This is a genomic window from Trichocoleus sp. AS-A1 (assembly GCF_039962015.1).
In the GTDB taxonomy this organism is placed as follows: Bacteria; Cyanobacteriota; Cyanobacteriia; order Cyanobacteriales; family FACHB-T130; genus FACHB-T130.
Genome location: NZ_JAMPKG010000051.1, coordinates 1 through 12,629, shown reverse-complemented (window position 1 = coordinate 12,629; position 12,629 = coordinate 1). Strand labels below are relative to the sequence as shown.

10 protein-coding genes and 1 rRNA gene are annotated in these 12,629 nt (G+C 46.4%); 5 read left to right on the top strand and 6 right to left on the bottom strand.

Going from position 1 to position 12,629, the window contains the following annotated elements; genetic code table 11:
• Positions 1-4: 4 nt before the first annotated feature.
• The gene (locus tag NC994_RS25140) at positions 5-1,945 is read right to left on the bottom strand and encodes an ABC-F family ATP-binding cassette domain-containing protein (RefSeq protein WP_190433239.1); all 1,941 of its coding nucleotides are present in this window, start codon (positions 1,943-1,945) and stop codon (positions 5-7) included.
• Between the two features lie 255 nt (positions 1,946-2,200).
• Positions 2,201-3,058 (bottom strand): prohibitin family protein, encoded by an 858-nt coding sequence (locus NC994_RS25135; protein ID WP_190411495.1) that lies wholly within the window; start codon positions 3,056-3,058, stop codon positions 2,201-2,203.
• 92 nt (positions 3,059-3,150) lie between these two features.
• On the opposite strand from NC994_RS25135, the gene NC994_RS25130 reads away from it, so the two are divergent.
• Complete coding sequence (locus tag NC994_RS25130; protein WP_190433237.1) at positions 3,151-4,032, top strand: alpha/beta hydrolase; 882 nt, start codon at positions 3,151-3,153, stop codon at positions 4,030-4,032.
• On the opposite strand, the gene NC994_RS25125 is transcribed toward NC994_RS25130, so the two are convergent.
• Positions 4,029-4,652, bottom strand: coding sequence for a 2OG-Fe(II) oxygenase (locus NC994_RS25125; RefSeq protein WP_190433234.1), 624 nt, complete (start codon positions 4,650-4,652; stop codon positions 4,029-4,031). The genes NC994_RS25130 and NC994_RS25125 overlap by 4 nt on opposite strands.
• Before the next feature lie 197 nt (positions 4,653-4,849).
• On the opposite strand from NC994_RS25125, the gene NC994_RS25120 reads away from it, so the two are divergent.
• A complete protein-coding gene (locus NC994_RS25120) occupies positions 4,850-7,141 on the top strand; it encodes a DNA phosphorothioation-associated putative methyltransferase (protein ID WP_190433232.1) in 2,292 nt (763 codons plus the stop codon).
• A gap of 129 nt (positions 7,142-7,270) precedes the next feature.
• Here NC994_RS25120 and NC994_RS25115 read toward each other — a convergent pair whose 3' ends face one another.
• Positions 7,271-7,843 (bottom strand): hypothetical protein, encoded by a 573-nt coding sequence (locus NC994_RS25115; protein ID WP_190433230.1) that lies wholly within the window; start codon positions 7,841-7,843, stop codon positions 7,271-7,273.
• Positions 7,844-7,858: 15 nt separating this feature from the next.
• Between NC994_RS25115 and NC994_RS25110 the strand changes: the two genes are divergently transcribed.
• From NC994_RS25110 to NC994_RS25100, 3 genes are read left to right on the top strand one after another with little or no spacing between them, the layout of a single operon-like run.
• The gene (locus tag NC994_RS25110) at positions 7,859-8,179 is read left to right on the top strand and encodes a nucleoside triphosphate pyrophosphohydrolase (protein ID WP_190433228.1); all 321 of its coding nucleotides are present in this window, start codon (positions 7,859-7,861) and stop codon (positions 8,177-8,179) included.
• Between the two features lie 24 nt (positions 8,180-8,203).
• The gene (locus tag NC994_RS25105) at positions 8,204-9,352 is read left to right on the top strand and encodes an acyl-CoA dehydrogenase family protein (RefSeq protein ID WP_190433226.1); all 1,149 of its coding nucleotides are present in this window, start codon (positions 8,204-8,206) and stop codon (positions 9,350-9,352) included.
• Between the two features lie 3 nt (positions 9,353-9,355).
• Positions 9,356-10,441 carry a nucleotidyltransferase domain-containing protein gene (locus tag NC994_RS25100; RefSeq protein ID WP_190433224.1) on the top strand — a complete coding sequence of 362 codons (1,086 nt, stop codon included), beginning with the start codon at positions 9,356-9,358 and terminating at the stop codon, positions 10,439-10,441.
• A 42-nt stretch (positions 10,442-10,483) separates the two neighbouring features.
• On the opposite strand, the gene NC994_RS25095 is transcribed toward NC994_RS25100, so the two are convergent.
• Together NC994_RS25095 and rrf are read right to left on the bottom strand one after the other, a co-directional pair.
• Positions 10,484-12,331, bottom strand: coding sequence for a caspase family protein (locus tag NC994_RS25095; protein WP_190433220.1), 1,848 nt, complete (start codon positions 12,329-12,331; stop codon positions 10,484-10,486).
• A 190-nt stretch (positions 12,332-12,521) separates the two neighbouring features.
• A 5S ribosomal RNA gene (rrf, locus tag NC994_RS25090) occupies positions 12,522-12,629 on the bottom strand; the annotation flags it as partial.

Below are 12,629 nucleotides of genomic sequence, written 5' to 3'. Positions count from 1 at the left end.
TCTGTTAAGACTCAATCTCAGCGAGTTCCATCCAGCGTTCAGTCGCAGCATCAATAGCCTGAGTTAAAGTTTCCACCTTTTGATAGAGTTCCCCAACTTGGGCGACTTTACCAGGAGCCGCATTATAAAGCGCTTTCTCTGCCTCAGCTTTTTCGGTTTCCAATTGAGCAATCTTGCTTTCAAGTTTCTCAAACTCGCGCTTTTCCCAAGTTGAAAGCCTACGCCGTTTGTTGTTATTGTTACTAGAGGGTTGTGGCTCTGCTGGACGTACTTGGGGCTGCACTGACTTTGAGCTATCCTTAGCATTGGCAGCTTCGCGCAATGCTGCTTCTTCTTCGGCTTTCTTGTAGTCCAAGTAAACTGAGTAATTACCTGGATATTGGCGCAGATTGCCACCCTCTTCAAAGGAAAATATTTTGTCTACGGCGCGGTCGAGGAAGTAGCGATCGTGGGAGACACAAATCATACAGCCGGGGAAATCTTCTAGATAGTCTTCTAAGACCGCTAAGGTTTGAACATCTAAGTCATTGGTTGGTTCATCAAGAATGAGAACATTAGGCGCACTCATCAAAACGCGCAACAGAAATAGGCGACGTTTTTCCCCACCAGAAAGTTTATGAATCGGGGCATATTGTTGATTGCCAGGGAATAGAAAACGCTCCAACATTTGGGAAGCCGTAATCTGAGTGCCATCGGCAATTTTGAGATATTCTCCAACTTCTTTAATGTAGTCAATCACTCGCAAATTTTCATTCAATGCAACGAGTAATTCTTCAGAGTGTTGGTTAAAATAGCCAATGTGAATGGTAGAGCCAATCTCAACGCTTCCAGAATCCGGTTGAACGCGCCCAGTGATAATATCCATCAAAGTCGATTTGCCTGCACCATTGCCACCGATGATGCCGATACGATCTTCGGGACTAAATTCATAGGTGAAATCTTTGATTAAGGTGCGTCCATCGTAGGCTTTAGAGATATTCATTAAATCAATAACTTTTTTGCCAATCCGACGACTCAGAGTGGAAATATCGACTTTGCCCTGAGTCTGTTTGAACTCAGTTGCTTGCATCTCGTGGACGCGATCGATCCGAGCTTTCTGCTTGGTACTCCGGGCTTTTGGCCCTCGCTTCAACCATTCCAATTCTCGGCGAAGTACTCCCTGATGTTTGCGCTGACTGCTGACAGCAGACTCTTCAGCGAGGGCTTTTTTCTCCAGATAGTAGGAATAGTTACCCGCGTAAGTGTAGAGGTCGCCTCGGTCGATTTCAAGAATTCGGTTGGTGACGCGATCGAGAAAATAGCGATCGTGAGTGATGAGCAGAATTGCTCCTCGATAGCGGTTCAAATAGCTTTGTAACCACTCAACAGATAGGGCATCTAGATGGTTAGTTGGTTCATCCATCAGCAACACTTCGGGTTCTGAAAGCAAAGCGGTTGCCAAAGCAATTCGCTTGCGATAGCCGCCGGATAGAGTAGCAATTTTGGCGTTAAAATCTTCAATTCCTAGCTTGGTGAGGATGATTTTGGCATTTGTCTCCAGTTCCCAAGCACCAGTAGCATCCATGCGTTGCATGACCGTAGAGAAGCGGGACATGAGCTGGCTATCTTCTCGATTGTGAGCCAGTTTGTCTGACAGTTCTTCATATTCGCGGACAAGGGACATTTGCTCCCCGCTATCGGCAAAGACTTGCTCTAGAACGGTGAGATTTTCATCTAAGTCGGGTTGCTGAGGTAAGTAAACAATCCGTACTCCTGAGTTGACTAAAAGTTGACCGCCATCAATCGGTTCTAGACCGGCTATCATCTTCAACAGCGTTGATTTTCCAGAGCCGTTGGTGCCGATTAGTCCGACTTTATCTGTGGGATCTAGGCTAAAGTTGGCATCTTTTAAAATTTCTTTGATACCAAAGTCTTTTTTAACTGATTGCAGTGTAAATATGCTCATATCATTCTCAACTTTGTTTGGAGGGAGTAGGTGTTGCCCGTGAGTTGCCTAAATAGAGGGCGAAGCATTTGGGAGCGGAATTTCTTGGAGTGTGTTTGGGTTTACCCCCCGAATGCTTCGCCCCTACAAAACCATCTATGTAGGGGCGAAGCATGAGCATAACTGAGCGTAACGATGTGTTAGCTGGCAACCCTTAATTTTATGCGCTCATGGTTCGCCTTCTTAATTCTGAAGAGGCGAATCTACCCCCTAAAACTATTGAGGGGCAGTTGCATCCTGAAGATTACCCAGGTTGAAGAGGAATGGGATACTGCTATTAGAGTCACCACCCGTGACGAGAACTTTTGGCATTTGGGAACCTCCTTGTCTCCACGCTTCGATCGCTTCTTTCTGAAGAACTAGCCCACCACCTTGTTGCTTTAAGGTTTCAGCTAGGAGTCGTTGAGCCTCAGCTCTACCTTTAGCACGATTGATGTCTGCTTGGGCTTCTTGTTCAGCTTCTTGCGCCACATAAACTGCTCGTTGCGCCCGCTGTTCGGCAATTTGTTTCTCTTCAACTGCCCTCGCAAACTCAGGGGAGAAAGTTAGGTCAACGACACTAGTATCTAGCACGATAATTCCGTACTTATCTAACCGTTGACCCAAGGCAGTATCAAAGTCTTGTTTCAGTTCCTCTCTTTTAGTAATTGCTTCTTCAACGGTTCTCCTAGCCGCTGCTACTTTAAAGGATTCCTGAGTCTGCGGTGCAATAATTTTTGACACGATATTCTCTAAGGTTCCTTGTTTCCTTCTCACCTCAACGACTTGGATAGGGTCGAGGCGAAAGTTGATGGCAAATCTAGCAGAGAGATCCTGTAGATCCTTGGTAGAACTCTGTGCCGGAACTTCAAATTTTTGCACGGTCAAATCATAGATGTCTACAACTGAGATCAGTGGGGGTTTGAGGTGGATGCCTTCTAGCACAGCTCCATCTCTCGCTTTCCCTAAGATGCTGATGACTCCTGCCTGACCTGGGTTAATAATTACAAAAGAATTGAGACTAATAAAGAGGACTAAGGCAGTGATAATCCCTAGGATTGATAATTGTAAATTCTGCGCGTACTGATTTTTCAAGAGCCGATCTCCTTTTGTTTTGGTGTGACTCAGGGGTTATGGTCTGCTACCTCTACTTCTGTATCACCCTTCTCCACGGTAAACTAAAACTCATGTTTACCCGTTTTCTACCATCCGCAGCCCAAGCGCTGACAGAATCCACCTCGATAGCCCTAGCAGAGAGTATCGAGCAGACTGCGATCGCAACTCCTCTCTCGCAACAGGCGATCGCTACCACCTACGTTCATCAGGGTAGCGGCGGAACGCCCATCCTGTTGCTGCATGGCTTCGATAGCTCTATATTCGAGTTCCGTCGCCTCCTACCACTGCTGGCAACCCAGAATGAAGCGTGGGTTGTGGATTTGTTGGGTTTCGGCTTTACCGAACGACCGGCTGGACTCCCGTTTAGCCCAACAGCCATTAAAACCCATCTCTACTACTTCTGGAAAACGCTGATTAACCAGCCAATCGTTCTCGTGGGAACTTCAATGGGGGGTGCAGCGGCAATTGATTTTACCCTCACCTACCCGGAAGCGGTGCAAAAGTTGGTGTTGATTGATAGCGCTGGTTTCGCTAGTCCCCCCAACATCGGCAGGTTGTTGTTTCCTCCCATCAGTAACCTGGCGACTTCATTTTTGCGAAATCAGAAAGTGCGCGATCGCATTTCACGCAATGCTTACCACGATCAAAGCTTTGCCTCCCTCGATGCCCTACTCTGTGCGGCGTTGCACCTGGATCTCCCCAATTGGCATGATGCCCTGATTGCCTTCACCAAAAGCGGGGGGTACAACTTTTTGAGCGATAAAATTGCCCAAATCGACAAGCCGACACTGATTCTGTGGGGAGAGTTTGACAGGATTTTAGGGACGGCTGACGCAGAGAAATTTAAAAGAGCGATCGCACTTTCTCAACTCATCTGGATCGAGAATTGCGGTCACGTTCCCCACTTGGAACAGTCCCGGATTACCGCCCAGCATATTCTAGAATTTTGCTAAATTTTTAGCTTTTCCTTCTTCTTGCCCTTTGACTTAATCGCCCTCGATTCAATCGTAAACTCTGGAATCTCTTGGAGTTGGTCTTCACACAAGCTGTACTGCTCGCAAACCAAACTCAGGCGAAACCCTGAACTGGTGACTTGATTCACTGAATGAGTTAAATCGCCCTGAAAATCTAGCAACGTGTTGGCTTGCGGGCGGACTTGTCCTACATTGCGCTTCTGGCAGCGTAACACTAACTCTCCTCCCATCAAATCCCGTGGCACTTGAACATAGAGGACACTCACCCAGGCTGGCGGTTCGATACTCTTGCAGTAAGAGCGCAGACTGCGGTCAATGTGTGGATCGACGCGGGAACCCTCCTTCAGCATCAGAGGATTGAGATAGAAAGCATTACACGTCGGGTGCAAAGCCACGTTGAGATAAGGTTTGAAAAAGGGAAAACTTCGTTCAACTTCGCTCAAGCCCGAACGCTGAAATACAACCGAAAATCCCTTCGTGCCGATAAAGTCGCGGTTCAAGTTGTTAACCGCAAAATAGGGACAAGCGAGAATCTGTCCCTGCAACTCGCTGAGGTAGTCAGGCTCAAAAACTTGGTGCTGTAGGCGGTAGTAGCTCAAGAAACTCTCAAAAAATTAAATGTCCTTCTGTTAGTTGTATCGCTTGTTGCACCTTGTTGTGTATATTCCACCGCCCCATCCCGACTATTTCAAAATTAAGTAAATTATTTTTACAGAAATGAGCAAATCAGCAATTTAGGAATTAATAGGTTTACTCTACTTTGTATCCATCATTGTTTCAGGGAAATGGTGCGACCATGATGCTGAACCCATACAGAGTAGAAGAGTGGGATGCAAAGCTATTTCTGAACCGCTGCGCTAAAACACATCACCGTCAAGACATTCTCCTCTACCTTGCTGTTAGCAATGATTGTTCCCACCTGGAAAACTTAGCCGCCGAAGTTCACAATAATCTTCCGAGCTGGTTTGACAGCGACAAGCCGATTTTATTGGGCGCGAACGACCTGAGTGTCATTGTCAACTGCTGCCAACAAAGCCCCATCGGTAAATTGCTGCCGGGTGCCCTCTACGTTCATGTGTCAGCACTTTCTCAACTCGACCCTCTGCTGAGGCTCTACGAGGGCTATGCCAGACGAACGGTAGGACGTATTGATGGCGCTACCTTAATTAAATTCAACATCGAGCAGCCTAAAATCTCTTACTTGTTCTATCCTGACTTTGATCCCGACCCGCATCCCGCCTTGCAAGCTAGCATCCAGATTGATGTTCGGGACGGGAGTTCAACTTATCGAGACTACAGTACCAGCGACAATCCCCCGGTTCTCCACCGCAAAGAAACTTTTGTCACCCCCGATTATCCCCACTACGAAAAATTCGCCAACCTCACTCGGCAAGAAGAGAAATTGCGGCTTTTAGACAAAACCCGTGGCATTGGAACGCTTCGGGGTTGGTTGGAATGCTTACAAGATTATGGTGTCGAAATCCAGGATCATCAAGTTATTCGGCGGAAAACTGAAGAGAACTTACATCCAACCTCTCTACATTTAACACTGCCTAAAATAGAGCGTCACAAAGCTGCAATTGCTCGCAAAAATCTTTCTCGTCCCGTGCGTCTGGCTTTAGAAGCTGGCTTATTTAGTGAAGATAGCACTTTCTTTGACTATGGTTGTGGCTACGGAAGCGATATTCAGCACATAGCGGAAAAGGGTTACACCAGCGCTGGCTGGGACCCTTATTACTCTCCGGATACCCCTCGCACCACCGCTGATATTGTCAATCTCGGTTATATCATCAATGTTATTGAACGCACAGATGAGCGTCGAGAAGCATTATTAAACGCCTGGGAGTTAACAGAAAAAGTCTTAATTGTTGCTGCACTGGTTTTAATTGATGACCGAGGAACGGGTCAAGTTGCCTACGGCGATGGGGTGATTACTCGCCGCAATACTTTTCAGAAATACTACGAACAGGAAGAACTGAAAATTTATATTGACCAGGTTCTTAATGTTAATGCGGTGCCAGTTGCATTAGGCATTTACTTTGTTTTCCGAGATGAAAGCCTTGCCGAAGCTTATCGCGCCTCTCGTTTTCGTTCCCGTGCCACAACTCCCAGAGTACGTGCCAACATCAAGCGATTTGAAGATTATCAGGAAATGCTGGCACCCCTAATGGCTTTTGTCACCGAACGCGGTCGTCTGCCTGTCAAAAATGAAAAACCAGAATTAGAAAATTTGAGGGCTGAATTTGGCGGGTTTCGCCGTGCCTTCCAGGTCATTTTACAAGCAACCGACCAAAAAGAGTGGGATGCGATCGCTCAAAAACGCCGCTTAGACCTTTTAGTTTATCTCGCGCTGGGAAAGTTCAATCATCTGAAGCTCAAACAAATCTCCCCAGAAGTCCGTAACGATATCAAATCTTTATTCGGTAGCTACGAAGACGCCTGGGAATTAGCCGAGGAAATGCTATTTAGTCTAGGCGATCCCGGTGTAATTGCTCAGTGTTGTATACAAAGCTTTGTTGGCTGTACCAGTGGTTTTAAATACGCGCCTCTCTATCCGAGTTCCTTCATGGTTCATGTCTCAGCTTTTTCGGAACTCGACCCGTTGCTGCGCCTCTACGAAGGCTGTGCCAGCCGTACAATCGGACGTATGGATGAAGCCACATTAATTAAATTTCACACCTATAAACCAAAAATTTCATATTTGTTCTACCCCAATTTCGATACTGAGCCTCATCCAGTCCTGCACACCAGTATGCAAATCGATCTGAGAGATTTGAGCGTCAGCTACCGGGATTACGAAGATGATGTTAATCCACCAATCTTGCATCGAAAAGAAACTGTTATCACCCCCGATTATCCGAATTATGAAAAGTTTTCCCGGCTCACTCAACAGGAAGAAGACTGGGGACTTTTAAATGATGAACGGACTATTAAAACCCTTAGAGATTGGCAACGATGCTTAAAGGCAAACTGCCTAGAAATAGAAGATTACTGTCTTTGCTGGCGTAAAGACTCTGACCCGATTCGGGTTCAAGAATTAACAGCAGTTCGTGAAAAAAGGAAAAATACAAAAGTAACATCTTTTTAAACGCAAAGAGCGCAAAAGTTAACCCTGAGGTACGCAAAGATTTTTGTTTTCTTTCCTGGGGGTACCTTTGCGGTTTCCTTGGCATAACTTTGTAGTTAAAAAGTTCATGAAATTCAATTCAAAGTAGCTTCACAATTCTTTTGCTAACTGAATCCAATGTTCAATTCCCTTTTGTGTTGGTTGCCCCGATGCTGTGAAGGATCTGATGTCTCTCTTGTGTTGAAAACCATAACTGATATGAATTGGTTTATCTACTCCATAAAAGTATAGAGAATCAAATGGTAATTTTTGACTTAATATCCAATCGACAACGCGATCGCTATCTGAACCAACGATCAAAAAATCGCAGGCAGCGCCTAGTCGTTTACAGTAATATTTACCATTCTTGTTCATTTCATGCGCCATGTGCTGGTCTAGCTCCGGTGCAACTCGACCATTTTTATGACCTGTCGCCGAATCTTTTTTATCTAGGTATCTTTTTAAGTCCTTGGAACAAAAGCCATAAGTTAGGTGAAAATCATTAACGCCGAAATAGTCAATTATTGGATCTAAGATAAGTTGATTTAGCTTTTGTAGTGCAGGCAGCGTTTCTTCTGGATTTTGGGGAAATGGATAAATTTTGGATGCGTACTTTTGATAAGTCTGGGTACAGGTGCAAAAATCCTCTAAAGTAAGGTATTTTCCTAGGGAAACTTCTTTCATCGTTGAGGAACTATAGTGCATCAAGAGTACAATAAGCTGGTACGCGATCGCATTCCCGAAATCATTCATCAAGCAGGGCGAGAGTGCAAAGTCCAGGTAATGTCAGAGGCAGAGTATCACCAAGCATTGCGAGATAAACTCATCGAAGAAGCGCAAGAAGCCGCTGAAGCTACTGCTCAAGACTTAGTGAAAGAACTCGCTGACCTATACGAAGTCATCGATGCCTTGTGTGCAGCTTGTCAAATAGAGCGTTCCTCAATTTTGGCAGAACAAGAAAAACGACGTTCAGAGCGAGGTGGCTTTGACCAGCGCTTTCGATTATTGTGGACTCAGTAGCCGCGAAGTCGATACGGTAGAGGTATGGATAACCCGCTACACCTGCTAGACATCGCCGAGTCTTATCTAAGACAATCGGTTGCACCATTAGCTACAGAGATAGATAGCAGCCCAGAAGCACTAGGAGAGGCACTCAAAGGGCTTGGCGAACGTTCTTTACTGGCGTTGCGAGTTCCCCAAGAGTGGGGTGGTTCCGAAGTCAGTGAACAGACTTTTCGGACTTTTCAAGAGCTAATTGCAAGATATTCCGGTGCTTTGGCATTCTTGCAGACTCAACATCAAAGTGCTAGCGGGATGCTTGTCGCCAGCAAAAATTGTTCTCTTAAATGCCAGTATCTTCCCCGTATGAGCAACGGGCAGATTTTAGTCGGCGTCGGCTTCTCTCAATTGCGGCGGCAGGGCGACCCAACTGTGAAAGCCTTTCCGGTAGAAGGGGGATATCATCTAGAGGGACAAGTGCCTTGGGTTACGGGCTGGGGCTTGTTTCAAGAGTTTATTGTCGCCGCAACACTCCCCGATGGGGGCGCAGTCTTTGGCATTGTGCCCTTTGTTACCAAGTATCAGGAGATGGGGGGTGCAATTACATTTACCCAGCCAATGCAACTGGCAGTAATGACCTCAACCAATACTGTCACGGCAAATCTTACCAGTTGGTTTTTGCCTCAAGAGCGTGTTGTCTCTATCAAGCCTGCGGGTTGGATTCACGAAAACGATTTGAAGAATGTCCTTCACCAAGGCTTTTTTGCTTTGGGATGCGCTAGAGCTGGACTTGATATTCTGGAAGCTGCTGCTCTAACCAAGCCTAACGCCTTTATTTCCAAAGCTTTTAAGTCACTCGACCGGGAACTCACCGCCTGTAGCACTGCCATCAGACATCCCTCTAAACCCTTTGCAGATCGTCTGCAAATCCGAGCTTGGGCAATTGATTTAGCTGTGCGGTGTGCCCATGCTGCCGTTACCGTTTCCCGTGGTGCCGCCAACTACAGCCACCACGCAGCACAGCGAGTTTACCGCGAGGCACTGGTGTTTACTGTTTCCGGTCAAACTACGGCTGTCATGGAAGCGACCCTCAACAGGTTGGTGCGTTCAGAATCCGCACTTTATCTCAGCTCTGAGGAGGCTCAGCCTGGGAACGAGAAACAGCAACTTGAAACTTATTCCTCATCCGATTAATCTATGAATCGCCAAGAAGTTGAAGATAGAACGATTCTGATTGCTTTGACAGGTTCCAGGGGCTACGGTTTAGCGACTGCAACCTCAGACTATGACTATCGCGGTATTTTTGTGGCAACTAAGCCTTATTACTTGGGATTTTCTCAAATTGAACAAAAGGATAGAGGTTGGACAGAAGAGCCAGGAGAATTTTCTTATCTGACTAAAGATACTTGTATTTATGAGCTGAAAAAATTTTTAGAACTGTCTGCCGACAACAACCCAAATATTTTAGAGCTTCTCTGGTTCAAAGATTATGTTCTTTTAACTGAAGTCGGTAATACCTTGAGACGCTATAAACAGATGTTTCTGTCAAAAAAGGTGAAGCACACTTATGCGGGATACGGTTATGCTCAAATAAAAAAATTAGAGTCTCACCGCCGCTGGTTACTCGAACCACCAACCAGAAAACCTGAGCCAGAAGACTTTGGATTAGAACCTGCCCAAGCGCTGACGGTGGGCGAAATTCATGCGTTTCTAGAATATCTCTACTTGTTAATTAGAGGCCGAATTCAGTTTTTGGAAGAAGCGCAGGAACTTTATCATTTGCTAACTGCCAAAATTGATTTTAAGGGGGTATTGAAGCAATACGCTTTCCCAGAAGAACCGCTGGAGTACACCCGGAAACTTACCGGCAGCTCGGAAGAATTTATTAAACTGCTGCAAAAAAGCCAGCAGTATCAAAACGCCCGCCGAGAATACGATAACTACCAACAATGGAAAAAAAATCGCAATCCAGCACGGGCAGCGATGGAGGCTAAAGTGGGGTATGACTCTAAATTTGCGATGCAGGCTATCCGGTTATTAAGAACAGGTATCGAAATTTTAGAGACACAAACCTTAATAGTCGATCGCCGGGAAACCGGAGATGCACGGGAATTGCTAGCCATTAAAAACGGCGAGTATCCCTATGAAGAAGTCATGGCGATCGCTAACAATTTGTACAAAGGACTCGATCAAGCCTACGCTAAATCTACCCTGCCTAGAAGTGTAGATAGAGAAGCAATTAATCAACTTTGTATTGATTTAGTTGCAATGCAAGGGTGGTAAGGCTAATAGCGGACAACGTTTTGTCTTTTGCAAATTTGGCTCTTACTTTGTACCTTGTACTTTTTTTTGCCACTGGTCAATTGCCTTCTGGGCAGTCGTATAGGTAGGTGTGTCTTTCGGGACTAAAGCCGCCGTCTGAATGGCTTCTTTAAGTCTTCCATCAGTGGCGCGAGTCTGCGCTGTCTGATAAATCGTTTTGCTCCACTGGGCAATTAACTGTTGTGCCTCGGTATATCCAGGCTGATCGGGGGGTACTTTGCGAACAGCAGCGATCGCGCGAGTGTAAGAGGAAGCTTGTCCAGGTTGAATTAATCCTTGAGCAGATTGGAGAAGGATTTTGTTGGTTCGCTGTTGCTGTGCTTTTTCACGCCAGCTAGAGATCGCTCCTTGAGCTTCCTTATAAAGGGACTGATTATCCTCTGGAACCAGTCGTGCCGCCGCGATCGCCTTATCAAACTGCCCTTGTTTTGCCCGCCCGTTAGCTAAATCCAGAATCACACCGCTCCAGCGTGCAATGTCTTGCTGTGCCTGTTCGTAGAGAGGTTCACCAGGTTTTATTTTCTGGGCTTCTGCGATCGCCTGACTAAACTGAGAAGCTTGATTTGGGACGATCAAAGTTCTTGCTCTATCCAACACCGCTTGATTCGCCCCAGCTTGGTTCTCGGTGCCCCCCACTGCATTCTGGGATTTGGAACCAGACGAAGCTGACTGTAACGATACAGCAGTCGGTGTGGTGCTACCAGGAGTGGCATCCGTTGAAGTATTTATTGCCTGCTGACCGATAAATGCGGCTCGGTTCCGGAGAAATACTCCCCCGATCAATGCCACTATCAGTGCGATACCACCGCACCACAAAAGTAGATTCAACCACCAGGGTGTGTCATCTACAAGGGTAGTAGATGACACACTTGTCTGGGGGACGATAGCACCTTGACCAATCCCTGAGCGGATGCCGGAAGGGTTATAGTTTGTCTCCGATCCTTTAGAAGTCTGCTTCTGGGTCAAGGCGGCTGCACCAGCTACGTTATTATGCCCCACCATACCCGGAGTAGCCTCCTGACGATCCATTCCGACGTTGTGCATACCAGAAGTGGAAGCTACTGGAGGTGTATCTGAAGCTAAGGTCGCATTCCAGTTCATCACTCCGTTCGGGAGGAGCGTTGGGAGTTTGTAGTTACTTGCCGAAGAGGGTATTGCACTCAAGGGTATCTGAACGGGTCGCCAGTGGTGTTCGCTCAACTCAGGCAGGTGCGATCGCAGATAACGCTCCAGACTCTCCAAATTCTTGCCTTGGTTATATCGCAGTCCTTCTAGCAGTACTGCTGTAAATAATCCATGACCCAGTGAGGACGCTTCGTAAGAAAATTGATCAACTTGGCAGGACAGGACTGTGGCAATACCCATTGTTTGGGCTAATTCCAAAGTTTGCGCCCCTACCTTTGCACCTGCTTGACCGCCCTGACTGCGGTTTATATCTAGCAGCACCAAAATATTTTTAGCCGCCGACTCTTTGAGAGTGGTAAAGAGCGATCTTACAGATATACCAGTTTCCGCTATTTCATCTGGGTCTCCTTGACTGGGCATTAGGTAATCCTCCCCGTCGAAGGTTACTCCATACCCACTGAAAAAGAACCAGAGCGAATCATCGACGTTTACTGGCGCATGGCACCACTCATCAAACCAATCCAGCAGGTTTTCCTTAGTAGGGTAAGTTGACTGATCGCTAATCGGCGGTGAGGTGTCCGTTAACAGCAGACACTCGTCTGCTGACCATCCAGCTTCGTCAACCAGAAACTGCCACAGCGTCTGTGCATCCGCTTGGGCATAGCTTAGAGGCTGGAAAAACTGATATTGATTGATGCCAATTGCGATCGCCCAGTGATTTGCCATGACCCATGCCCCAGATATCTATTAGAGAGGGTAGCCCAAAAATAGCATTTACTAACAAGCAAACTACAGGAAACGGCTTCTTTTGGCAATTGCACAGTGGAAACAAAGCAGTTTGCATTAGCTCAATCCTATAATAAAGGGTCGCTCTTGAAGAGCGACCCTTTATTATACTCAATCTAACTAAAAATCAACCTGGCACTGAGCTATTTTCCCAGGCAGTCACCCACCGAGTATCTTCGCCGCAGTTGCGTTTCACCTCCGAGTTCGGGATGGAGTCGGTGTGGTTCCACAACGCTAG

Bases quoted from the DNA above. Each gene is read 5' to 3' on its own strand.
- NC994_RS25120 (WP_190433232.1), top strand. From the start codon at position 4,850: ATGATGCTGAACCCATACAGAGTAGAAGAGTGGGATGCAAAGCTATTT.
- NC994_RS25100 (WP_190433224.1), top strand. From the start codon at position 9,356: ATGAATCGCCAAGAAGTTGAAGATAGAACGATTCTGATTGCTTTGACA.
- NC994_RS25140 (WP_190433239.1), bottom strand. From the start codon at position 1,945: ATGAGCATATTTACACTGCAATCAGTTAAAAAAGACTTTGGTATCAAA.
- NC994_RS25105 (WP_190433226.1), top strand. From the start codon at position 8,204: ATGGATAACCCGCTACACCTGCTAGACATCGCCGAGTCTTATCTAAGA.
- NC994_RS25130 (WP_190433237.1), top strand. From the start codon at position 3,151: ATGTTTACCCGTTTTCTACCATCCGCAGCCCAAGCGCTGACAGAATCC.
- NC994_RS25115 (WP_190433230.1), bottom strand. From the start codon at position 7,843: ATGAAAGAAGTTTCCCTAGGAAAATACCTTACTTTAGAGGATTTTTGC.
- NC994_RS25095 (WP_190433220.1), bottom strand. From the start codon at position 12,331: ATGGCAAATCACTGGGCGATCGCAATTGGCATCAATCAATATCAGTTT.